The following is a 22,840-nucleotide window of genomic DNA, read 5'->3' on the forward strand; positions in this document are numbered from 1 at the left end:
CGCTCAGCCACGGCTGTGTTTTACCTGCTGCAACAACAGGCTTAAAAATACCGGCCCGCCAATCACTGCCATAACCAGCCCCACAGGTAAATCAGCCGGGGCCAGCCAGGTACGGGCAATCATATCGGCAATCAATAACAACGAAGCGCCCAATAACACAGAGGCCGGTAATAACGCGCGGTGATCCGGTCCGATTAACAGGCGTAACAAATGCGGCACCACCAGACCGATAAAACCAATCATGCCCGCTACTGCAACACCGGCGCCGACCATTAACGCTGCAGCCGCAATTAACCAGAGTTTGGCCTGTTGCACGCGATAACCCAGGTGGGTTGCTACCGCCTCGCCCAGTAATAACGCATTTAATAACCGCGCAAAACGCGGCAGAAAACATAAAGGTAAAATAATACAGACACTGAGAGCCGCAATTTCCGGCCAGCGCCCATGAGCCAGACTTCCCATTGACCAGAACGTCATAGAACGCAATGCCTGATCGTCGGCCATGTAGGTAAGAATGCCGGTTAATGCCCCGGTTAATACGTTAATGGCCACACCGGCCAATAGCAGCGTTGCTACCTGCGTCTGACCATTACGGGTACCTAAACGGTAAATCACCAGAGTAACTGCCAGACCGCCGAGAAATGCAGCAATCGGTAAGGCCAGAGGCCCCATAACCGCGACCCAGAACGCCAGCAGAGAATCTTTTAAAACAATAACGGCAACCGCCGCCAGTGCCGCACCACTGGCCACACCGATTAATCCGGGGTCGGCCAGCGGATTACGGAAAACTCCCTGAGTAACTGCTCCGGCCGCCGCCAGACCCGCACCGATAAGTACCGCCAGAAGAGTGCGCGGCAGGCGTAATTCACGTATCACCCAGTCACTCTGCCCCTGAATGTCGGCAAAGGTCACGGCGTTCCATAACGACTGCAGCACCTGGGCGTTGGTTAATTCTACCGGGCCGGTACGCAACGATAATAAAATCAGCAAAACCAGTAACCCGGCGGCGGTAAAAAATAACAGCGCCTGACGCAACGCCGCAGACTGCAACAGGGCCAGGCGTGGCCCTTGCAAACCTATGGCCGCACCGGGCATCAGGGTTGCTCCGCAGAAGACAGCGTCTGCATTTCAGGCGGATAAAGCAGCGTCACTAATTGCTCTAAAGCGCTGCCAATACGCGGTCCGAAACCCAATACCAGTGAAGTATCCAGAGTATGAATACGTTGCTGACGGAAGGCTGGCGTCATCGCCAGTTGTGTATTTAATGCCGCACTCTGTGTTTGCGATGCATCAGCTGCCGCTGCGGTATTGGCAATTAATACAACCTCTGGCCCGGCCTGTAACACCGCTTCCGCACTGACGGGTTTATAGCCGTTATAAGCCATAACGTTGCGCGCATTTAACAGTGCCAGCATGGCATCGGCCTGGGTTTTACTGCCTGCTGCCATTAACCCGCGATTACCGGCACCGAGAATAAATAACGCAGCAGGCGGTGCTGCATCTGCAGGAATACTCGCCAGTGCTGCATCGGCCTGCTGTTTAATACTGCCCGCCAGTGCGCGTCCTGCCTCCGGTTTATTAAGTGCGTCAGCCACAGCCTGTATTTTATTCAGCACACCGTCGACGGAATAATGGTTACGGACACGTACAATTTTCACACCTGCCTGCTGCAGTTGCTCAAACACAGAGTCAGGTCCGGCATCGGTGCTGGCCAGCACCAGCGTCGGTGACAAAGCCAGAATACCTTCCGCCGATAACTGCCGCATATATCCCACGTCCGGCAGTTCTGTTGCCGCCTGCGGGTAACGACTGGTGGTATCAACCGCAACCAGAGCATCCTGCGCATTCAGTGCGTAAATAATTTCCGTCAGCGAGCCATCAATACTGACCACCCGCTCGGCAGAAAACACAGCGGCACTGAACAAGACAAGCGAGAACAGTCCTGCTGAAAATGTCGCGATTCTGCGGAGTTGAATAAAATAACGCATCGTTATTCTCCGCCGGCCACGGACTGAACAGCCAGTGCATGCTTTGCCAGCAATTTATTTAATAATTCGCGCCAGCCTTCAAGCTCTGGTTTTCCCGGTTTGCGCTCACCAAATAACAAAGCAACCTGTTTGCCTTCGGCATCAAACATTTCCAAGGCACTGACAACGCCATCGGTTGTGGGTTTACGCACCAGCCAGACCTGTTCCAGTAATTGGGTATTGGCGTGCAGATTAAAATCCGGATCGAGCACGTTAAACCATGGGCCGGTACGCAGCAGGGTTTTAACCGGGCCGGTGTGAATCTGCACCATACCCTCACTGCCGACAAACACCATAATCGGCAGCTCACTGGCCGCAGCCTGCAGCAGCGCATCTTCAAAGGCCTGCTTATCCAGCTGCTGGGCGTAATCGGCACCGATAGCCCGGTAGGCCGGAATGCGTTCCAGCTGATGTTTTTTCAGCATCGCCTGAAAATGATGTACATCTTTCAGTTCACTCCAGTCTTTACGCAGCTGCTGTACATTAAGTGTTTCCGGTGCCTGCAATAATGACTTGCTGTCTTTCGCCTGGTTATCTGCCGCCTGATCATCGTCCGCATGGTTTCCTTCCAGAACGATAAATGCGCTTTGCTCTGCCGCGCGATAACGCTCCACCAGATTACGGAAGGCCTGCATATCGGTATTACTGTTGGCATAGATTTTATGCACGGCCTCGCCCTGAGCGTTAAAGAACTGCAGGCTTTCACGCATGCTATTACCTGCACCTTCCTGTACCGCAAAGCCATAAACAAAACGGCTGAAGAAAATGCGCAGATCAATCACGCCCAGCGCCAGCCCCATATTGCCGTGAATACTCAGATCTTTATATTGGCCGGTTTTTTCGTGCACCATAGCGTCGTTGCGGGTCAGCGCCATAACAGAGCCAAGGCTTTCTACTTCGGTGAACAGTTTTTTAAAATCATTATTCAGGCGCGTTACACCATTACCGACACGGGTGGCCAGCAATTCTGCTTCGCTGACACCCAGTTGCTCTGCGGCATTGCGGATGCGCAGCTTTTCGTTGTTTTCACGCAGCTCCTGCCAGCGCCGGGCAAGATCAGAAAAGAACTGAACAATATCCGCAGCTGTGCTGTTGGCCGATACCGAATGAATAGTTGCTGTTGTCATAATATGTCTCCGGCAGAGTTTACTGGGTGATTTTCTTAAAACGGATTTCCGGGCTGCCGGAGCCGCCCAGGCTGTAGTAGTTACTGATCTGCACAGCGAACTTTTCGCTGCTCTCTGTATTGCTGTCAGCGTCGACGATATAAGTGCGGAAATTTGGCCAGAGTTTATGGGCGCCACTCAGGTTGTAAGCGTACCAACTGGACTCGCTGAAAATACTGCTGGCAGAATCGGTACGGTAATGAGCGGCAATACTGGTGCTGTCGACCATGGTGGCACTGGTATAGCCCGCCAATTCAGTGGCAGCGATGGCACCAAAGGCGGCGCCGTTACCTTCGCCATAAACACCACCGTTACTCCATAAATTAATTGCCCGTGCGGCAAGGTTTATTTCATAACGCAGATCCCAGTCGGCACCGCCGCAATCTGCTGCGGCCTGAGCATCAAAATCCAGACAGAGTTCTGTGGCTCCGTCTGCAACAGCGGCGGTCAGTGTTTTTTCACCACCGGCAAACTGCGTGGTATCCGTTGCCTGAGTTTCATAACGCAGCGTAATTTCGCTGTAGCTCACCGCATCGAGAATGAACTTGCTGTAGGTGGTGCCGTCAGCGTGGCGTAATAACCAGCCATTAGCGCTGTTGGCACTAATCTGATGGTTGGCCGGGTTATAGATATACCAATCCTGAATGGCCGGAACATAGCGGTCGGCTTTAAACGTCAGGTCAGCCAGATTATATTCCGCACTTAATGCCTGAGCCTGAATGTCTGCATCGGCATTGGTAAATACCGAAGCAACGGCATCACCTTCCGCATCGTAAAAACCATCCGGGGTCGCAGCGAGAGCGCCTTTACCATTACCGCTGCCGGAAACACCACCATTAATTTTGATTTCAGTACGGCGCAGAGCAATATGCCAGTCAGTTGAAGTGGCCGCCTGTTCCGCGGTTAAAGTTACCAGTTCGCCACGGCTCAGATTAACGTGCTGCCAGTCGGTATAGCTGGCGGCATTGATTTTTAACGTACTGAATTCAGCTGAGTTAATGTTATCTGCGTCATTGTCTGAGCTGTCATCACCACCACAACCGCTCAGCAATAAAGCGCTGCCCGTCGCCAGTGGCAGCATGAGGCGTTTAAATGATATTAATCCTGATGATTTCATATTCTTTTCCTTGGTTAGGGATGGTTAAAACTGATAAGAGAGACCGGCATAAGGCATACGGCCAAATACCGGACGGCGGTCATAGGCATCCGCACTGTCACGTACGGTATCGAACAGATTATTTACACCGCCGTAGACACTGGTGCGGGCGTTTAAAAGCCAGCTGCTTTTAATATCCCAGCGGCTGTACGCCGGGCTGACATTCAGCTGGCTGCTGCCGCTGTCTGTTTCACTGATACTGCTGACGTGCTCACCCTGATATTCACCACTCAGCGTTAATTGCAGGCGATGGCTGATATCCCACAGCCACAGGGCTTTAGCCTGATGACGGGCACGGTTAATTAATGGCGTATCCAGATCCAGATCGCGGGCATCGAGATAACCGAATGACAGACGCTGCTGCAGCCCCGGCAGTAATTGCCATTGCAGGCTCAGGTCATAGCCACGGGTCAGGGCATTGGCAAAATTGGCGTAACGATAAATCGCTACACGGCCGCCATCTTCGCTTTCACCGGAATCCTGCGCTTCGATTAAATCCTGAATGCGGTTATTAAACAGCGCCAGTTCGGCATGGAAATGCTCGTTATCCGTCAGGGAGAATGACATCTGTAAACTGCGGGATTTTTCCGGGGTTAAATCTTCGTTACCCAAAACTTTGTAGCCGTTTACGCTGTGGTCAAAAATAAAATAACGGTTTTTTAAATTCGGGACGCGATAACCCAGCCCGGCGGATTGCCGCCATTGGAATTGCAGATTGCGCCACTGGAAATTCTGGCGGGCACTGACGGATGGCGACACAAAGTTGCCGAAGTCGCTGTCGTGTTGCCAGCGGGCACCGGATGAAATTTCGGCATTAATACCAACAGGAATAATCAGCTGGGTGAAAAATTCGCGGCTGTTACGCTGCGCATAGGGCACTTCATTGGTGCTGACATAATAAGTGCCGTCCGGCCGCTGACTGACCTGATCATTTTCTCCAAGGCCTTCATCGGTCAGTTTAATTTCATTTTTATCCTGCTCCATGGACTCACGGAAACCTTCAACCCCGGCCACTATTTCAGCGCCATAGCCCAGTGCCGAATCCAGGCTGTACTGCAATTGCAAAGCGGCTTTCTGCTGCTGATATTCGGTGTCGCGCCACAGATTACCGGCCGGTATCGCACTGTCGTTGTTCAGCTGATCCGACTGGTCATCCTGCATTTCATGTAAAGCCTGCAGCTGCCACTGACCAATACGGCTCTGCCATTCGCCCTGCAGCGCCAGACGATTACGCTGTAATAATTCGCGCTTAATACCATCGCTGCCGCCGCTTCCTGCACGACGGGTATCACTGTCTTCCTCAAAACGCTCGGCATTTAATCGCCACTGGCTGTCACCAAAACGCCGTGCCAGCATGGCGCTGAGATTACTTTTCGAACCGCTGAAGCCATCGCTGCTCCAGCTGTCCGGATTGAGGTCGTAGCCGGAGGAATAGCGCTGATCAAGACCCAGACGCAGCTCACTCTGCCCCAGCCGTTGCGTTACGCTGGCATTCAGATGCTGCTCACCGGATACCCTGCTGTCGTCCAGCTGGCGTGAGCCATAGGTGCCCGAATCCAGAGAAGCATGACCACTTAAGCGCCGCTCTGAATTCTGGTTTTTACGGGTAATAACATTAATAACGCCGCCCATCGCCGCGCTGCCATACAGCGCCGAAGCCGCGCCGGGCACAACTTCAATATGCTCGATATCCAGCATCGCCAGCTGCGAAGTATCCACCGTCGAGCCCGTACTGGCGGACACCGGCAGACCGTCAACCAGAATTAATACGCGGTCGCCATTAAAGCCCTGCAGATAGACTTCTTCGCCGCTCTTGCCGTGAATCTCACGTAATTGCACACCGGGCAGAATACGCAGGGCATCGCGCAGATCACGGCTGTGCAGACGCTGAATGGTGGCCTGATCGAGAATCTGGGTACGCACCGGTGTATCGGCCAGCGGCCGTTCGCTGCGGCTGCCGGAAACCACCACATCGCTGAGGTTAAACAGCGAGCCGGTGATATTTTCCACCGCCTGCGCTGCTGGCCCCCACAAAAGCAGACAAGCGCAGAACAGCGGCAAAACACAGCGGGAATAAGGTTCTGTTACGGCAACCAGACAGCGTGACATACGAACACCAATTGAGAATCATTATCTTTTAGATGATAAACACAAATAATATTCATTCGCAACAAGGTGTTTGAAAAGTTATGCCAGCTCACACCGCGGCCGGGGTTTTGCTATGCTCTGCCAGTCGACAGGAGATCATCAATGACTGAAAACAAAGGGGCTGCACTGCTGCGCTGGCTGCAGCACAGAGCCGGGCAGGATCGCGCCAACCTGCGTTTATTTGTACTGGGAGCTGCGGCTTTTTTCACCGGAATAGGCATCATACTGCTGGCGCAAAAATATCTGTTGCCGTCTCTGATGCAGGAAATTATCAGCCTTACCGGCCTGATCATCGCCGCAGTGGGTGCTCTGTGTGCCGCTCTCGGTTATATTGCGCTGAGCATTCTGCGCATCATAAGGCTGACCCGGAAAAATGACTGAACACTTCCCCGATATTGAAATTTACATCATGAAAGCTGAGCCCGCGGCGGTACACCAGTGGCTTGAGGATGCGCTGCAGCTGCCTCTGCAGACGCTGAAAGAGACCGCCGGCAGCCACCACTGGCAGGCGCAGGTGAAAGGCAGCAACATGGATATTTTTCTCAACGAGAATGCCGAGAAAAATTTTGCCAGCCTGTGGTTTAAACAGAATCTGACACCATGGGCAACCGACCTCGACTGTGGCCGTGCCGCCCATGCCGCCCTCGGCAGCGAAGTACGCTGCTCTGACAGCGGCTGGCAGGAAGAGCATGATGGCGATGAGCCAGGCTGGATTAAATTAATCCGCGGCGAAGAAAAACCCTTCGACTGGGTTTAAAACGCCTGTAAATATCTGACTCACTGCAGATACTTTTGCGCTTCAACATTGCCCAGATCGGCAGATTTCTGGGCATAAAAGCGCATTTTTTCTTTGTCTTTCATATGATAATAAGTTCCGGCAATCTCCAGCAGGGCCTTACTGTCATTCGGTTTTAATTCAAGGTACTGCAACCAGTATCTGGCTATTTGCGCAAAGTCTTTGTTTTTCCGGATAAGGGCATAATCCAGCCGGTAATAATTGTCGAAATCTTCGGGGTCCAGCTCGATGGCTTTTTTAAGATCAACTTCAGCATTGCTCCAGTCTCCCTGATGAGCATAATAAAGTGCGCGGTAGTAATACACTTCATCATTATCTGGGGCTAACTGCAGCGCCTGCTGATAAGCCGCAACCTGCGCTCCGGGCAACATTTCCGAGCGCTGCTGGTAAGTTTTTTGCGCCAGGCTCAATGCAATATCTTTACGCAAACTCTGATATTTTTCGTTCTCAGGATTCAGCTGACAGGCCTGACGTATTGCTTTACCCGCTGCACTGTATGCTTCGCGTTTATATTCACTCCAGGCCAGTTGCTGGTAATAGCTGCTTTCATAAGGATACAGAGTGATTGCCCGCTGATGCGCCTGTGCCGCCGCGGCATATTCTTTTTTGTCATACAGTGTCCAGCCTTTGCCATAGAACGCTTCATCGTTATCACCCAGCTGCAGCGCGGCATCATAATATTGCAGAGAATCATTATAATGATTCGCGATGCGTGAATCTTTGCCTGCTTCCTGCAGAATAAATCCGGGAATTTGTGCCAGCAGAGGGTTACTGCTGACCCCGGAGTTTGCGGCTTCCGCAACGGCCTTCATGCTGTCATAGGAACCACCCCAGCGAGGAGCCTGAGTAATAATAAAATTACGGTAAAGCGTATAGCTGGCAGGCTGTAAATCTACTCCCTGTGAAAAAGCCTGCTGACTTCCCTCGTCATTTCCTAATAATTTTTCTGTCCAGATTAATAACGCATAGGCCGGCAACATATCGGCCTTACGCTGGATAACCCGCTGCAAATCAGCACGGGCCAGTTTTGCATAAGACTCCATACCCTGAATTTGCTGATCACTGGTTTCGGAGCTGACGTTGCCGCCACGACTGGCCCAGGCCATCGCGTAATAATAATTTGCCCTTGCCATATAGGGTTGCACATTAACCGGGCTGCTGCTCACCCAATCGTTCAGTTGCTGGAGATAATTTTCACGGATTACCCGGAAAGCAGCATAGGCGGCAACTTCGCTGCGCTCACTGCGAATATCTTTTTCACGCAAACGGCTCAGAGCCTGAAGACGCAGGTTCAGGCTGGTGTAATTTTTTTCGGCCAGCATCTGGCGTAAAGAAACAACGAACTGAATGGCATCAGAAGAGGATGAAGAAACAAACTGCGCAGTGGCAGTATCAGGAGCTGCCGATAAATGATTGTTACGCTTCCCGGCCGTGGGATTAAAGGTTTCGACTTTAGCTGGCGCCTGACCGGCTGCCGGAGGTTTGTCGCTGAAATGCACCTGACCCTTATCGTCGGTCCATTTATAAACCTGAGCCTGCGCACTGGCAGCCCATAATGAAAACAGCAGTACTGGCGCGGTTATGCGCATATAACCCTCCTTGTTATCCTTCATCCGTTATCATGAAGAGTAACAGTTTGGGGGTTACATGTAACCGTCGCCTGTTGCCTGAATAAAGGGGATAAAACGGGCGCTAAGGCACCAGCAAGCGTACCGGGCTGCCTTCCATCTGCAGATTCAGCGGCAATTCGGCCAGCGAATCACCATCCGCCTGTACAGGCTCACGCTCAGTACCGGCATTCAGTAATTCAATCTGTACATGACGCGCGGCAACAGATTTCATGCCCGGCATTTTTTCCATAATACCCAGCGGCAACCCCAGCAGAATACCCAAAAATTTCAGCGGATTACGGCCGGAAATCATCAGCACCTGAGTGGTCGGTTTGCTTAAATCGGCCTGACGCGACAGGACAAAGGACCCGGCATAATAACGGCCATTGGTAATCACCACAGAATTGGCCTGATAGCGTTCGCCATCCACCGTCAGCTGATAGGTTTTTTTACCAAAGTGGCGCAGCTGTTTAAGCATCGACAATACATAAGCCAGCTTGCCGACTTTCTTTTTTAACGCCAGATCGACGTTATCCACCACCCAGGCGTCGTAACCGATTCCTGCCATTAAAACAAAGCGGCGGTCATTTACTGATCCCAGATAAATCGGCTTTTCGCGTCCCTGCAGAATAATATCGGCGATGCCTTCCGGTGTTTTGCCAATGCCCAGTTCAGCCGCCAGAACATTCACGGTTCCGGTCGGTATTAAAGCCAGACGGTAGCTTTGATTGTCGCGTTCACGCAGACCGTTCACAACTTCATTGATCGTGCCATCACCACCGGCAACAGCCACGACGTCCAGCGGCCCATCGTATGCCGCAAGATAGCGGGTTGCATCACCGGCACTCTGCGTCGGATACAGACTGACATCACAACCACGGTTGCTCAGCACCTGCTGTACAGCTTCAACAATGCGGCGGTTACCGGAGCCGGAAACCGGATTAAAAACGATCAGAACCTGTGTTGCGGCCACTCAGCGTACTCCTCTTCGGCACGCTGACAGCAAGAACAAAGGAGGGATCAGCGCGGCGCGGATTATAACGGAATGATGACAGCCATCCTATTGATGGCTTACGGCGCATCAGGAAAAGCTTGCAAATGATAATTATTATCAATAGATTAATTTGCCTGCGCTATCGAAGGAGCCTGCTATGCCTGATTTACACTGCGAGTCCGCTGGCCATGAACGCGCCACCCAACCGTCTTCCCGGGTAGTCCGGCCACGCCAGTTCCGCGCGGTACAGGCGATGCAGGGCGGCAGCCTGGTGCCCGCATCTGATCAGCTGCGCCTTGCTCAGCTGGAAATGCAGATTCGTGCATATCAGGGTTGTGAGCTGCACCCCGAATGGCTGAATGAGTATCTGGACCTGGGGCTGGAGCTTGCCTGCCGCGCAGCAGAACGCCAGCTGCAGCCATTGCAGGAGAGTTGGCTTACAAGGATGTACAACACACTGCGTGACGCCACGTTCAACCCCTGTGCCAGCAGCAACTGGCGCTGCCAGTGTCTGGATTATCTGTACCAGCCATTTTTTGCGCTGCAGCATATTTATCGCAGCCAACCGGAACGCCGTAACCACCTGCGAATGCTGGTGCACGAGTTTACGCTGGCCAGCCGTTATCTGAACTGAATTAAAAGCGGGCAGGATCGCCCGTACCGGAATGGACTGAGGGTAAGCAGGGATGCACTTATCCGCATAACACAGGCAGAAACAGGCGCTTTCAGCATTTATTGCTAGGCTGAAATTATCTGTAAGGATATCCGCTGCCTATGCCTTTAATTGCCAATATTTATCTCAGTGAAGCAGACAACGAAAAATTTCTGCAGCAAATCGGTCGTGCCAGAAATGCTCATCTGCGCTGGCGTGCATACGCTCAGGCGCTTTTGTCCGGTCATGAAATAGAAGAAGGCCAGCTGCCACTGGAGCACACTGATTGTCAGTTTGGCCGCTGGTATTATGGCGCAGGTCAGGCTCTGACCACGCTTCCGGCCTTCCGCGCCGTAGAATCTCCACACCGGCAACTGCACCAGATTTGTCTGGATTTATTCCGTTTATTAAAACACAGCCAAACACCGCCGTTCTGGCAACAGCTTCCGGGTCTTAAAAACAAACACGATGCAAAGAAAACAGCACTGATACAACAACAGGCAACGCAGCTTACCAACGTGTCGACGGAGCTGTTAAAGGCTTTGGATACGCTGGAGCAGCAGCTGAGATCTGCCGGGTAATTTATTCCTGAACAACGTCGTTAATCAGCAACGAAACATCAGTCCAATCTCTCATACAGAGCCCCGGCAGACTTAGAATAAAACGTGTTTTCATCGTATTCAGCGGCCACCCATCAATGCCTTCAGCAGGGCATTAAAGAGCGGCCGTTCATACAAAATACAGATCTTTGAAAGATTGATGTGCGCTATATGACAGCGCAGCCATGCCGCTCAGCGATCGTAAGAGGCATCCATAATACGCTGATATTCGCCGCTGCTTTTCAGCATTATCAGTCCCTCATCCAGCATACGGGCATATTTTTCAGATTCCGCATTTGCGCGGCTGAAAGCGATATAAATATCACTGGTGTGATTTTCTTCACCGCGGCGAATCAGTGAGCGGTCATAGTGGCTGTTAGCCATGGTGTAATCAAACACCCGGTCAAAAAAGATCGCGCCCTCTACCCGCTCATTGAGCAGCATGGCGATCATTTGCTGTTGTTTAGATACTTCAATCAGTTTTAACCGGTGGCGGTGTTTTTCAAATTCGGCACCGTATTCGTATCCATTAATAACCGCCAGCTGAGTGCCATCCGGAATATCCGCCGGACTCCGCCAGTTTTTTTCTTTACCCGCTTTAAAATAATAAGAGGCGCTGGCGGTAAATAATGGCTGTTTTCCAAAAATGTATTGTTCTTCTGTGCTGGGCTGGCGGGTCACATCCCAGCAGCCGTCCGCTTTTCCGGCCAGGGTAAGATTTAATGCACGCGCGTAAGGCACGGCCTGAATATTCAGCGTGACACCACTGTGGGCAAAAGCCGCGACAGCCAGATCGCGGGAGTAACCGTTGCCCTGTGAATCAGAAAAGGGGGGCCAGGCATCTTCGGCCGCCAGAGTCAGCGTCAGTGCATAACTGCTGGCGCTGAACAGCGCAGCCAAAAAAACAACGAGCCTGATACACATTAAAAACACAGGACGCACAATCATCTCCGTATATTCCGTACAGACCCATGCCTGTGGTGTATTTATCTGCGGGTTATTGCTCAGCCCTGCAGGCCAGCAATACCTGCTGCAACTCTGCAGCCATCAGTGGTTGCGAATGCAGTAATTCCAGCCGGCTTTCTTCCGGCATGCGCGTTGGCATTTCAGTTAACACGCCATCGCGCATATTGAGCACCAGCGGCCCTTCGTCGGTAAGTATAATACCTTTCACCCGCTGTACATCGAGGCTGTTCAGCCAGCCGCGTAAAGCCCGTGCGGAAAAGACCCAGTCAGCGCTGATTAACCAGCCGACCGAATAATAGCCCTGGCCATGATTTTCCAGCAGGCGCAGTTCTTCACCCTCTGCCAGCGCCTTCTGCGGTGCCAGATCCTCGCGGGCATGCTGATGCGCATGGGCCTCAGGATGCAACGCCAGACGTTGCGGCTGAGCCCCGCCCGCCAATAATTCCAGCGGTATTTCACCATTCACCACCCAGGCGCTGGCGCTTTTAGCCGGTTCAGCGCGCTGCAGTAATTGCTCAAACGCGCTGCGGTCGGCGTCTGTTGCCAGATCGGTTTTGTTCGCCACCAGCACATCAGCCAGCTGAATCTGATCGGCAAAGACGTCATTATCCAGATAGCGCGGGTCAGAAAGATGACGCGGATCAAGTACACAGAGGCTGGCGCCCGGTTGCAGGATGTCGCGATAGTGTTCATTACGCAGGGTTTGCAGAATATTGCGCGGATGACCCAACCCGGTTGGCTCAATCAGCAGTACATCGGGTTTTTCCCGCGCGATCAGCATATTCAGACCAATCTGGAACGGCAGACCGGAGACACAACACAAACAGCCGCCGGGCACTTCTTTAACTACCGCGCCCTGACTGGCAAGAATGGCGCCATCGACCCCGACTTCACCAAACTCGTTGACCAGCACCGCCCACTTTTCGCCGGCCGGCTTTTGTTTCAGCAGGTGCAGGATAGCCGTTGTTTTACCAACGCCAAGAAAACCGGTAATCAGGTGGGTGCGGATCATGACAGGATCTCAAAAACAGAATTGTTACATAATAACATCAGAACCTGTCACTCCACCAACTCACGCAATACCCTCAGTGGCGCCACCGTCACGGTACGCCGCATCAGCCACATACCCGGCAGCGCCAGTAACAGCGCCGCCAGCGGTGGTAACCATAACCACACCCAGCCCAGACCATCGTATGGCAGCGACAGCAGACCGCGGTACAGGCCAAAGCAGATCGCTTCGGCACCGATAAGCGCCAGCAACGAGGAAATAAAACCGAGCAAAGCAAATTCCGCCAGATGGCCGCGGCGCAATAACGCGGTACCGGCGCCGAGAGTGCGCAACACTGCGCCTTCGCGCAGGCGCTCCGGTAACGCCGCCACCAGTGACGACAGCATCACCAGCAGCGCTGCCACCAGCACAAACAGCAGAATCAGCTCCACCGCCAGACTGACCTGACTGAGCAGTGCCTGTACCTGGCCCAGCACCACCTGCATATCCAGCAGGGTAATCCCCGGATACTGACGAATCAGTGCCGTCAGCTTCGCCTGAGATGCCGGTGGCACATAAAAGCTGGTGAGGTAATTGGCCGGCAACTGCGCCAGCACATCGGCGGAGAACATCATGTAGAAGTTCGGCGTCATCGTGCCCCAGTCAACACTGCGGATACTGCTGACCACCGCGCTGAATTCCACCCCACCGGCACTGAAGCTCAGAGTGTCGCCCAGACCAACGCCCAGCCGTCCGGCCAGGCGCTGCTCCAGCGATACCTGCCCGCTCTCATCCAGCAGCCTTTGCCAGCTGCCCTCTTCAATCGCATTAGAGGCCGGTAGTTGCTGATCTGACGTCAGCGCCAGATCGCGGTTAATCGCCGGGTCATCGGCCACCGCCAGCTCCTGCACGCTGACATCATTAATGCGCAACAGGCGGCCGGGCACCATCGGGTACAGTTTCTGACTTTGCAGTCCGGCGTCCTGCAGTGACTGGCGGAACTCATCCACTTCATAGGGCTGGATATTAATGGCGAACACATTGGGCGCATCGTCCGGCAGGCTTGCCTGCCAGTCGGCCAGCAGGTCGTTGCGCAATGCGCCGATCACCAGCATCACCATCATGGTCAGGGCAAAGGCGAGAATCTGACCGGCACTCTGGCGACTGTTGCGGCTCAGATGCTGCCAGGCAAAACGCCACATCAGGGGTAAATCACGCTGTGCCAGCAGACGACGCAGATACTGAATCAGACCATTCAGCGCCAGCAGCATAATCACCACCAGCAGACTGCCACCGCCCATCATGCCCAGAGTCATCGGCAGATCATGGGTAAACAGGAACAGCAGCAGGGTCAGCGCGATCAACGCCAGCGAGGTAATCAGCCAGCCGGATAACGGCACCGGCTGCAAATCACGGCGCAGCACCCGCAGCGGCGTCACCCGCGCCAGCGGTAACAAATAAGGCAAAGCAAAGCCGAGTAAAGTCAGCAACCCGCTGCTGGCACCCAGCAGCCAGGCCGACCAGGGCGCCGCCGGTAACGGCTGCGGCACCAGTTCACCCAGAACCGCCAATAAGCCCGCCTGCAGCCCAGCTGCCAGCGCCAGACCGGCCAGCGTCGCCACCAGCCCCAGCTGCAACAGCTGTAAGGCGTAGATATTCCACACCTGTGCCCGCGCCAGACCAAAGGTTCGCATCAGCGCGCTGATATCAAAATGGCGGCTGGCATAGCGCTGGGCACTGATCGCCACCGCCACACTGGCCAGCACCACCGCCAGCATCGCCGCTAAGCCAAGATAACGCCGCGCCTTATCGAGGGCATTGGCCATCGCCTGATTGCTGTCGGCCAGTGATTCAAATTTCTGATTGGGCGCCAGATCGCGGAAGGTCCGCAGCTGCGTCAGTGCCTGCTCATCGCCGAGCAACAGCAAGCGCCAGTTCAGGCGACTGCCGGCAGCGGTTAAGCCACTGCTTTCCAGATCGGCCCAGTTCATCATCAGCCGTGGTGACAGGTTATAAAAATTTCCGCCACGGTCACTTTCTTCAACAATGACCGCACTGAGGCGCAGGCGGGTCGTACCCAGCTCGACTTCATCGCCCAGTTGCGCATTCAGCAGTGCCAGCAGACGCGGCTCCACCCAGGCCTCACCGGGCAGCGGCCCCTGTGTTGCATCCAGCGTGGCGGCGTCATCGCCTGCCTGTTCACGGATGCGCAGAATACCGCGCAGCGGATAGCCTTTATCCACCGCTTTGATCGCCGCCAGCGACATATCATCACCATGCAGTACCACCGAGGGGAAGGTCAGGGTCTGGCTGGTGCTCAGCCCTAACCTCTGCGCTTCTTCCTGCCAGGCCGGATCAATCTGGCTGGTCGACTGCAGGCGCAGATCAGCACCGAGTAAATCGTTGGAGCGGGACTGCATCGCCAGATCGAGACGGGCGCTGAACAGGGCAATGGCGGTGGTGGAAGTGACGGCAATCAGCAGGGCCGCAAGAATCAGGGTCAGTTCACCGCTGCGCGCCTCGCGCAACAACAGGCGCAGCGCCAGCAGCCATTGACGGTACAGCGTCATAACGCCTCCAGCCGGCCAGCGTTCATATGCACCCGGCGCTGGCAACGTTGCGCCAGCCGTTCATCGTGGGTGACCAGCACCAGGGTGGTGCCGCCGGCCTGATTCAGCTCAAATAACAGATCTTCGATCTGCGCGCCGGTTTTGCTGTCGAGATTACCGGTGGGTTCATCGGCAAACAGAATCGCAGGCTTACCGGCAAAGGCACGGGCAATCGCAACCCGCTGCTGTTCACCGCCGGACAGTTGTGTCGGGTAATGCAGTTGCCGTTCGCCCAGCCCCACCTGCGTCAGCAGCTGCCTGGCTTCGTCACGGGCGTTACGCACCCCACGAATCTCCAGCGGCAGCATGACGTTCTCCAGCGCCGTCAGCCCCGGCAACAGCTGGAAGTTCTGGAACACAAAGCTGACGCCCTGTGCCCGCACCGCGGCACGCTGGTCTTCATCCAGCGCCCCCAGCTCATGCCCCAGCAACTCAACACTGCCCGTGGTCGGCAGATCCAGCCCGGCCATAATGCCCAGCAGGGTTGATTTACCACTGCCGGAGGCGCCGACAATGGCCACACTCTCACCCGACTTGATCTCAATATTCACTGCCTGCAAGATGGTCAGCCGCTGGGCGCCGGTATCCACCACTTTGCCCAGCTGCTGAATACGGAGAGAAACCCCGGTGTCTGCTTTTTTACTGCCTGCTTCAGTCATACGCAAAGCCTCAGCAGGAGCCTTATTCAGGCTGCTTGTGCCGCTATCCGTCAAAGTACTTCTTCCTTTGCCGTTGTTAATACTGTTGGCTCTGCCGCTGAGCGTGCAGGCAGAACCGCGGATTCTGGTCGTTGGTGACAGCATTAGTGCCGGATTTGGCGTGCCGGTGCAACAGGGCTGGGTCGCTTTATTACAGGAATCGCTGCAACAGCGCGTTCCCGCGGTTCAGGTGATTAACGCCAGCATCAGTGGTGACACCACCGGCGGTGGCCTGACCCGTCTGCCCGCGTTGCTACAGCAGCATAAACCACACCTGACCATTATTGAGCTGGGCGGCAACGACGGCCTGCGCGGCATTCCGCTGAAGGTGATTGAACAGAACCTGCAGCGCATGATCAAACTTACCCGTCAGGCAAACAGCGACATTCTCCTGCTGGGCATGCAGATTCCGCCTAATTATGGTGCACGATATGCCAGTGCTTTCCGCGAGTTGTTTCCAAAGCTGGCAGCACAACACAACACTCTGCTGCTGCCGTTTCTGCTGGAAGGTATCGCCACCAGACCAGAGCTGATGCAGGCTGACGGCATTCATCCGACAGCCGCCGCACAACCCCTGATGCACGATGCGGTACTGTCCGTTCTGAACGATTGGTTAGATAACTACCTGAGCACTAACAACGACTGACTTCTATACTCCATTCCTGAGGGGCCTGCGGCATTCTGTCTGACGCTCCGGATAATCAGGGATCGATGCTATGTTCAGCCGTTATTTGAACAAACTGCGAGCCATGCAGGCACGGCAAACCTACTTTCTGCCGGGGATATTGCTGCTCGCCGTATTGCTTCTGCTCTACCTGTACGGCAGCTGGGAAACCAACCGCCAGCGCACTCTGAGTCAGCTCGAAAGCCTGGCGACGGTTGCCCAGAGCAACACCCGCCTGCTGCAACAACAGCTGAATTCTCAACTGGTCAGCCTGCAACAGAATCTGCCAGCGCAAAATCCTCAGAACTGGTCATTGTGGGTCCGCCAGCAACATAAACCGCACCCGTTATTCAGCCATATCGCCCTGTATACTGCTGACGGTCAATTGCTGGCCAGCTCTTTTGACAGCGCAGCTCCCCAGCAGGCTCCTCCGGCGCTCACTCGCGACGGGCTGGATTTTATGCAACAGAATCCACGCTTCCTCCGCACCCTGCCGGTCAACAAAGGCTATTACCTGCCCTACTGCCTGAGGACATCACATCCCTCTGAACTGGTGATCTGCCTTTTCACATCGACCAGCCATCATTATCTGCAGTGGCAGGCCGTGGACAGCCTGGAGCATTCAGCGCAACGCCTCATCAGCAGCGACGGCATTATATTACTGGCATCTCCCCTGCCCGTCAGTCGCCAGCAGATTATCGGTACCCGCATCAGTGAACGGCAGCAACAATATCTGCACCTGAATAGCGCCGAGCATACAGAAAAGCATTTCCTGTATTTTTCCAACCAGACGGAATTCGATGGTGCCAAACGGCTGGGAGTTGTCAGCTTCGATCCCCAATCACAGCTGCTGCAGATTATTTCGTTACCAATGGCCTCAGTCCTGACCCTGTGGCTCGAAGATATTGTCTGGCCATTGCTGCTTTTCACCCTGCTGCTGATCGTCTACTGGTACAGTTACCGGCAGAGTCAGAAAAATGTGCAGCAGAATGAACACCGCTATTCAGAAGAAAGCCGCGCACTCAGCGAAAAAGAAAAAATTATCGATATGCTGATGAGCAATATCCCAGGCAGTATTTATCAGATCAGTCTGCCTGAGCATCTGCTGGATTTTATCAGTGCCGGGGACCTTCAAATTTTCAGTGAGAACGACAATAATTCCGTACGCCACAGCCTTCTGGCTCTGATCCATCCTGATGATCAGGAAAAATATCTGCAGGAAATTGACAGCCATTGCACCAGCGGTACGCCCTATAAAATCATTTACCGCATTCAGACACTGCAGCATGAAGTTAAATGGATTATGGATCGTGGTCAGGTTGTATTTAACAAACAGAATCCCTGCAGAATTGAGGGACTGCTGATTGATATTACCGACCACACCCTGTCAAAGCAGCATGTGGAATATCTTGCCACCCGCGACCCGCTTACCGAATTGTTCAACCGTTATTACTTCAATGATGAGCTGATGAATTCGATTGAAGAGCTGACTCCCGGCAGTGGAAAAATTGCCCTGCTGTTTATCGACCTCGACCGCTTCAAAACCGTTAACGATTCGCTCGGCCATCAGGTCGGGGACCGCTTATTAAAACTCGTTGCCGATCGCTTACGTCATCTGGTTGCGCCACAACATATGGTGGCACGCTTGGGCGGTGACGAATTTATTGTGATGATGAATAAGCCGGAAAGCTCACAGGAAATAGAACATCTGGCGGAACGCATTATCAGTGCGGTCAGCCAGACCTATCAGCTTGATTATTATAAGTTGTCGACCAGCTGTAGTATTGGTATCAGTGTTTGCCCCGACGATTCCAATGAATCCTATATACTTCTGCGTAATGCCGACACCGCCATGTATCAGGCGAAATCCCGCGGCGGTAATTGCTACCAGTTTTACACCGAAGAAATGAACCAGAAAGTGAATTCCCGCCTGACACTGGAAAACGAACTGCGCCGTGCGGTTAAAAATCAGGAGTTCGAGCTTTACTATCAACCTCAGGTCAGCACTTTCGATAATCGTCTGTTGGGGGCCGAAGCACTCATCCGCTGGATACATCCAAGTGCCGGAATAGTGTCTCCTGCTGATTTTATTCCGATTGCCGAAGAGACTGGTCTTATCCGGGAAATTGGTGACTGGGCATTACTGGAAGCCTGTAAAAAATTCAGTGAGTGGAACAACACTTTCGCCCTTGATATGACGATTTCGGTCAACGTATCGGTACGCCAGCTGGATGATGCCTTTGTATTACGCACACAGGAAATTCTGAACATCAGCCAGCTTGATGCAAAATATCTTGAGCTGGAAATCACCGAGAGCTTACTGCTGGATAATGTTCAGGAAAATCTGAGAATTCTCGACAATATAAATAAGCTTGGGGTGCGCTTTGCGATGGATGATTTTGGTACAGGCTACTCATCGCTGAGTTATCTGAAACAGTTCCCGATCAGTAAACTGAAAATTGACCGGGCTTTTATCAACGAAATCAATAATGACCCGGAAGACGAAGCCATCGTCCGTGCAATTATTGCGCTGGCCAAAACCCTGCGGCTTGAACTGGTGGCCGAGGGAGTGGAAAACCACCAGCAGCTGGCGCTGTTGCAGGCGCTGGCCTGTGACAGTTATCAGGGATACTATTTCAGCAAACCGGTACCAGCGGATGTTTTCCGCCAGCGTTATCTGGAACAGAAACCGCCATTACAGAAATCATTACAGCAACAGTAGTGTTTTTTGTCGGGTAAAATACCCGGCAGCAAGCGGTTTTAATTATCACGATGAGAATTCCTCAATGGATCAGCCCCAGATCAGCAGTCAGATACTGTACGATACAGCCCTGCAGCTTGCGCAAAAGGCCGGCAACGCAATCGCCCGGCAACGCCACCAGCTGGATATTCAGTTTAAACAGGGAACCGAACTGGTTACCCAGGCCGACGTTGCCGCGGATCAGATTATCCGCGATGGCATTCTTGCTCACTTTCCGGATCATCAGATCCTGTCTGAAGAACTGGCCCCGGATAATCCTACCGACTGCGAGCACCTGTGGGTTATCGACCCAATCGACGGCACGGTGAATTACGCCCACCTGCATCCGCAGGTGGCTATTTCCATTGCCTATTATCATCAGGGTGAAGCTCAGGTCGCTGTTGTGCATAACCCGTTTCTGAACGAGACATTCAGTGCCATTAATGGCCTTGGTGCTTGGCTGAATCAACAGCCAATTCAGTGTGCAACAACACAGGAAATGCGCCGGGCACTCATTGCGACCGGCTTTCCTTATGATAAACACGATATTCCCCAACTGATTCAGCGCCTGCAGGCGGTTCTGACGCAGTGTGCGGATATTCGCCGTCTGGGCTCAGCGGCACTGGATATCTGCTGGGTGGCCTGCGGCCGGCTGGATGCTTATTACGAGACGGTTAAACCCTGGGATTTTGCTGCAGCACAGTTAATTGCGCGCGAAGCCGGCGTACAGTTCGGCCATATTCATGCCTTACCTGAAGGGATAAATCCGCAGCTGTGCGGAGAGAATATTATATTGGCAGTGCCGGCATTGTTCGGCCCGCTGCAGCAACTGCTGCAACAGGCCGATATATCATTCGCCAGCAAGAAGCGTTAACGCAGCATTTAAGCGCTTTTGCTCAGCATCCGAAAAGTGACGACTGCGATAGGTTCTGAGCAGCATCTCGCGGTCCTGATTATCCAGCCCCTGCAGCGCCAGTGAATCACGGTATTGCTGGTAGTCTGTTAACCGCTGCTGCCACTGCTGTTGTTGCTTATCAACGCTGGCCAGTCGCTCTGCGGCTTCTTTGCCATATTGCTGCTCACGCCATTGCTGAACAGCTTCAGCTGAAGCTCCCTGCTGCCGCAGTTGTTGTTCCTGTTGCTGTAAAGTCAGCACCTGCTGTGATTGCTGACGCAGCTGTTGCAGCTCAGGCGGCAGGCTGCTCTCCAGTGCAGCCAGCTGCGTTTCATCGGCACCCTGGGCGCGCAACTGCTGACGTGCCAGTGTGTAGTTATCCATAATTTCGTCGGCGTGGAAAAAGGCTTCCACCACTTCAGGTTCCAGCCATTCCCGGCGCAAACGCTGTTGCCAGGCAACCCGTGCGGCCAGCTCATCCATGCCCGACTGACTGATGCGCTTTTCCGCGTCCCGGTCGTAATCACCAAGAGCCGCCAGATAGCCCAGATACTCATCCATGATTTTTAATGCCTGCGACTGCCCGGGCTCAGGCAGAGCAGCAATCTGACTGCGCATGGTCTGCAGCAGGTCATCCAGCGGCACTTCGCCCTGAGCTGACAGATAAAAATCCATCCAGTGGCGCAGCTGAATATCAACAACCAGTTGCCCACGGTGGTCAGTACGCAGATAGCCATCGACACTGGCACCACGGAAGGTCATTACATCTTTTCTATCGACAGGATCTGCCTGTGGTAACACCCGATGGGCCGTAATAGCCGGATCGTTTTCTGGTGCAGCGGGCTGAAATTCAGCCCGCTGCACCAATACGCCGTCCTGCACGGCATATGTCAGCAGGACGGCTGCCACGGCCGACAGGGTAATCACCAGTACGCTGTTAGACCGTGTCATAGGTTACAGCCCGATGTTTTTAAGGCGGTTGGCGTGAGTACGGAAAACCGTCAGCGGATCGGTTTCGGTCAGATCATGCAGACCCAGAGTCTGGTTGACTTCGTCCAGATGGTTCATGCGGAAATCATCACGGATCACCATCCCCAGACGACTGGCACAGGACCCCACCAGACCATCATTTTTCTCACCGGCCGGGAAGAACAGGCTGGTCGTACCGGTCAGCAGATCGAGTGGGTCGAGTACGTTGGTCAGCGGCTTGGCGCCACTCCAGGAATAGTAACGCACACCATTGTACTGATAGTCCCCTTCACCGCAGGCCGTGGTCGGAATACCACCCGGATGCTGCTGGTTAAAAGCGGCTGTTTCGGCAAAGGTCATGGAGCGCATAGACATCAGGATATCCTGATCGTAATCACCGCCGGACAGGAAGTTAATGGTTTCCGCCAGAGCGTTACCCAGTGCCGAGATCAGACCTTCGAACGCTGTCGAACCATTGGCCCAGTCATTCAGGGTTTCAGCCACTGGAGTACCGCGGTTAACCCCGGCAATGGTGGTTACCGAAGCAATCAGATCCGGGCGCACAGAAGCCACATAACGGGTGGTCGGGCCACCATGACTGTGACCGATCAGGTTCACTTTTTCAGCACCGGTAATGGCCAGAATCTGCTCAATCTGCGGAATCAGCTGTTCACCGCGGATCTCCGGTGAATTGGAGTTGGACACAGTGGTAACAAACACCCGTGCACCATCCTTTTGCAGGGTTTCCGGGACTTTATACCAGTAATCAACCCCCAGCAGACTGTCGAAGCCATACAGGCCATGAGTCAGAACGATGGGGTATTTGGTGGCGGTATAACCACTTTCCGGCGTTGCCGACATGGCCGACACCTGAGCCGAAAACAGCACGGCAGACAATGCTGCCACAGACAGTATTTTGCTTAGCATGAGCGTTCCTTGAATTTGTTATTTTTGTTGGAAACCGCACTTCTGCCCGTACTGCGCTGAACGGGAAGGTTCCCTGATACTGCAAAAGCGAACTCAGTGTAGGCCACCCCCGCAGGAGCGGTAGGACATGACGGGTCAGCTACCACCGCACCGTCAGGAGTCGAAGACGCCGCCAGCCACGCCGGACATTTTACGCCACAAAAAGCGTTCCATCGTTTCAGATTGAAAGAAAACAG

General features: G+C 53.7%; 20 protein-coding genes. 7 read left to right on the forward strand and 13 right to left on the reverse strand.

The window, feature by feature from the left end:
* Positions 1 to 3: 3 nt before the first annotated feature.
* The 5 genes from HUF19_RS15750 to HUF19_RS15770 form a co-directional block, all read right to left on the reverse strand.
* Positions 4 to 1,074: a FecCD family ABC transporter permease gene (locus HUF19_RS15750; RefSeq protein WP_260997513.1), complete on the reverse strand. Its 1,071-nt coding sequence runs from the start codon at positions 1,072 to 1,074 to the stop codon at positions 4 to 6.
* Positions 1,075 to 1,094: 20 nt separating this feature from the next.
* On the reverse strand, positions 1,095 to 1,925 hold the full coding sequence (locus HUF19_RS15755) for a heme/hemin ABC transporter substrate-binding protein (RefSeq protein WP_260997514.1): 831 nt from the start codon (positions 1,923 to 1,925) through the stop codon (positions 1,095 to 1,097).
* A gap of 65 nt (positions 1,926 to 1,990) precedes the next feature.
* On the reverse strand, positions 1,991 to 3,154 hold the full coding sequence (locus HUF19_RS15760; RefSeq protein WP_260997515.1) for a hemin-degrading factor: 1,164 nt from the start codon (positions 3,152 to 3,154) through the stop codon (positions 1,991 to 1,993).
* A gap of 19 nt (positions 3,155 to 3,173) precedes the next feature.
* Positions 3,174 to 4,310, reverse strand: a complete 1,137-nt coding sequence (locus HUF19_RS15765; RefSeq protein ID WP_260997516.1) for an HmuY family protein — start codon at positions 4,308 to 4,310, stop codon at positions 3,174 to 3,176.
* A gap of 24 nt (positions 4,311 to 4,334) precedes the next feature.
* Entirely contained in the window at positions 4,335 to 6,359 is a 2,025-nt protein-coding gene (locus HUF19_RS15770; protein WP_260997517.1) for a TonB-dependent receptor plug domain-containing protein, read from the reverse strand.
* A gap of 240 nt (positions 6,360 to 6,599) precedes the next feature.
* Between HUF19_RS15770 and HUF19_RS15775 the strand changes: the two genes are divergently transcribed.
* A complete protein-coding gene (locus tag HUF19_RS15775; protein ID WP_260997518.1) occupies positions 6,600 to 6,878 on the forward strand; it encodes a hypothetical protein in 279 nt (92 codons plus the stop codon).
* On the forward strand, positions 6,871 to 7,254 hold the full coding sequence (locus tag HUF19_RS15780) for a hypothetical protein (RefSeq protein ID WP_260997519.1): 384 nt from the start codon (positions 6,871 to 6,873) through the stop codon (positions 7,252 to 7,254). Before HUF19_RS15775 ends, HUF19_RS15780 begins: the two co-directional genes overlap by 8 nt.
* A gap of 20 nt (positions 7,255 to 7,274) precedes the next feature.
* Here the strand turns inward: HUF19_RS15780 and HUF19_RS15785 are convergent, their stop codons facing one another.
* Positions 7,275 to 8,882, reverse strand: coding sequence for a DUF4124 domain-containing protein (locus HUF19_RS15785; protein ID WP_260997520.1), 1,608 nt, complete (start codon positions 8,880 to 8,882; stop codon positions 7,275 to 7,277).
* Positions 8,883 to 8,985: 103 nt separating this feature from the next.
* The gene (locus HUF19_RS15790) at positions 8,986 to 9,876 is read right to left on the reverse strand and encodes a diacylglycerol/lipid kinase family protein (protein ID WP_260997521.1); all 891 of its coding nucleotides are present in this window, start codon (positions 9,874 to 9,876) and stop codon (positions 8,986 to 8,988) included.
* A 178-nt stretch (positions 9,877 to 10,054) separates the two neighbouring features.
* Here HUF19_RS15790 and HUF19_RS15795 point away from each other — a divergent pair, with 178 nt between their 5' ends.
* The gene (locus tag HUF19_RS15795) at positions 10,055 to 10,531 is read left to right on the forward strand and encodes a hypothetical protein (protein WP_260997522.1); all 477 of its coding nucleotides are present in this window, start codon (positions 10,055 to 10,057) and stop codon (positions 10,529 to 10,531) included.
* 140 nt (positions 10,532 to 10,671) lie between these two features.
* Positions 10,672 to 11,130, forward strand: coding sequence for a CZB domain-containing protein (locus tag HUF19_RS15800; protein WP_260997523.1), 459 nt, complete (start codon positions 10,672 to 10,674; stop codon positions 11,128 to 11,130).
* A 210-nt stretch (positions 11,131 to 11,340) separates the two neighbouring features.
* Here HUF19_RS15800 and HUF19_RS15805 read toward each other — a convergent pair whose 3' ends face one another.
* From HUF19_RS15805 to HUF19_RS15820, 4 genes are all read right to left on the reverse strand, one after another.
* Positions 11,341 to 12,048: a substrate-binding periplasmic protein gene (locus tag HUF19_RS15805; RefSeq protein WP_260997524.1), complete on the reverse strand. Its 708-nt coding sequence runs from the start codon at positions 12,046 to 12,048 to the stop codon at positions 11,341 to 11,343.
* A 97-nt stretch (positions 12,049 to 12,145) separates the two neighbouring features.
* Complete coding sequence (locus HUF19_RS15810; RefSeq protein WP_260997525.1) at positions 12,146 to 13,126, reverse strand: CobW family GTP-binding protein; 981 nt, start codon at positions 13,124 to 13,126, stop codon at positions 12,146 to 12,148.
* A gap of 47 nt (positions 13,127 to 13,173) precedes the next feature.
* Positions 13,174 to 15,672 (reverse strand): ABC transporter permease, encoded by a 2,499-nt coding sequence (locus HUF19_RS15815; RefSeq protein ID WP_260997526.1) that lies wholly within the window; start codon positions 15,670 to 15,672, stop codon positions 13,174 to 13,176.
* Positions 15,669 to 16,370: an ABC transporter ATP-binding protein gene (locus tag HUF19_RS15820; protein ID WP_260997527.1), complete on the reverse strand. Its 702-nt coding sequence runs from the start codon at positions 16,368 to 16,370 to the stop codon at positions 15,669 to 15,671. Before HUF19_RS15820 ends, HUF19_RS15815 begins: the two co-directional genes overlap by 4 nt.
* Before the next feature lie 67 nt (positions 16,371 to 16,437).
* Between HUF19_RS15820 and HUF19_RS15825 the strand changes: the two genes are divergently transcribed.
* The 3 genes from HUF19_RS15825 to HUF19_RS15835 all read left to right on the forward strand — a co-directional run bounded on the left by HUF19_RS15825 (position 16,438) and on the right by HUF19_RS15835 (position 20,687).
* Complete coding sequence (locus HUF19_RS15825; RefSeq protein WP_260997528.1) at positions 16,438 to 17,055, forward strand: arylesterase; 618 nt, start codon at positions 16,438 to 16,440, stop codon at positions 17,053 to 17,055.
* 70 nt (positions 17,056 to 17,125) lie between these two features.
* Entirely contained in the window at positions 17,126 to 19,795 is a 2,670-nt protein-coding gene (locus tag HUF19_RS15830) for a bifunctional diguanylate cyclase/phosphodiesterase (protein WP_260997529.1), read from the forward strand.
* 64 nt (positions 19,796 to 19,859) lie between these two features.
* Positions 19,860 to 20,687 (forward strand): inositol monophosphatase family protein, encoded by an 828-nt coding sequence (locus HUF19_RS15835; RefSeq protein WP_260997530.1) that lies wholly within the window; start codon positions 19,860 to 19,862, stop codon positions 20,685 to 20,687.
* Here the strand turns inward: HUF19_RS15835 and HUF19_RS15840 are convergent.
* The gene (locus tag HUF19_RS15840; RefSeq protein WP_260997531.1) at positions 20,664 to 21,659 is read right to left on the reverse strand and encodes a lipase secretion chaperone; all 996 of its coding nucleotides are present in this window, start codon (positions 21,657 to 21,659) and stop codon (positions 20,664 to 20,666) included. The genes HUF19_RS15835 and HUF19_RS15840 overlap by 24 nt on opposite strands.
* 3 nt (positions 21,660 to 21,662) lie before the next feature.
* Positions 21,663 to 22,604, reverse strand: a complete 942-nt coding sequence (locus HUF19_RS15845) for a lipase family alpha/beta hydrolase (protein ID WP_260997532.1) — start codon at positions 22,602 to 22,604, stop codon at positions 21,663 to 21,665.
* Positions 22,605 to 22,840 lie beyond the last annotated feature (236 nt).

This window comes from Thalassolituus hydrocarboniclasticus (assembly GCF_025345565.1).
In the GTDB taxonomy this organism is placed as follows: domain Bacteria; phylum Pseudomonadota; class Gammaproteobacteria; order Pseudomonadales; family Oceanobacteraceae; genus Venatoribacter; species Venatoribacter hydrocarboniclasticus.

What these genes read in the sequence shown, in the direction of transcription:
- HUF19_RS15765 (WP_260997516.1), bottom strand. Translation starts at nt 4,310, where the DNA reads ATGAAATCATCAGGATTAATATCATTTAAACGCCTCATGCTGCCACTG.
- HUF19_RS15840 (WP_260997531.1), bottom strand. Translation starts at nt 21,659, where the DNA reads ATGACACGGTCTAACAGCGTACTGGTGATTACCCTGTCGGCCGTGGCA.
- HUF19_RS15820 (WP_260997527.1), bottom strand. Translation starts at nt 16,370, where the DNA reads ATGACTGAAGCAGGCAGTAAAAAAGCAGACACCGGGGTTTCTCTCCGT.
- HUF19_RS15780 (WP_260997519.1), top strand. Translation starts at nt 6,871, where the DNA reads ATGACTGAACACTTCCCCGATATTGAAATTTACATCATGAAAGCTGAG.
- HUF19_RS15785 (WP_260997520.1), bottom strand. Translation starts at nt 8,882, where the DNA reads ATGCGCATAACCGCGCCAGTACTGCTGTTTTCATTATGGGCTGCCAGT.
- HUF19_RS15800 (WP_260997523.1), top strand. Translation starts at nt 10,672, where the DNA reads ATGCCTTTAATTGCCAATATTTATCTCAGTGAAGCAGACAACGAAAAA.
- HUF19_RS15845 (WP_260997532.1), bottom strand. Translation starts at nt 22,604, where the DNA reads ATGCTAAGCAAAATACTGTCTGTGGCAGCATTGTCTGCCGTGCTGTTT.
- HUF19_RS15835 (WP_260997530.1), top strand. Translation starts at nt 19,860, where the DNA reads ATGGATCAGCCCCAGATCAGCAGTCAGATACTGTACGATACAGCCCTG.
- HUF19_RS15815 (WP_260997526.1), bottom strand. Translation starts at nt 15,672, where the DNA reads ATGACGCTGTACCGTCAATGGCTGCTGGCGCTGCGCCTGTTGTTGCGC.
- HUF19_RS15775 (WP_260997518.1), top strand. Translation starts at nt 6,600, where the DNA reads ATGACTGAAAACAAAGGGGCTGCACTGCTGCGCTGGCTGCAGCACAGA.
- HUF19_RS15760 (WP_260997515.1), bottom strand. Translation starts at nt 3,154, where the DNA reads ATGACAACAGCAACTATTCATTCGGTATCGGCCAACAGCACAGCTGCG.
- HUF19_RS15810 (WP_260997525.1), bottom strand. Translation starts at nt 13,126, where the DNA reads ATGATCCGCACCCACCTGATTACCGGTTTTCTTGGCGTTGGTAAAACA.
- HUF19_RS15830 (WP_260997529.1), top strand. Translation starts at nt 17,126, where the DNA reads ATGTTCAGCCGTTATTTGAACAAACTGCGAGCCATGCAGGCACGGCAA.
- HUF19_RS15795 (WP_260997522.1), top strand. Translation starts at nt 10,055, where the DNA reads ATGCCTGATTTACACTGCGAGTCCGCTGGCCATGAACGCGCCACCCAA.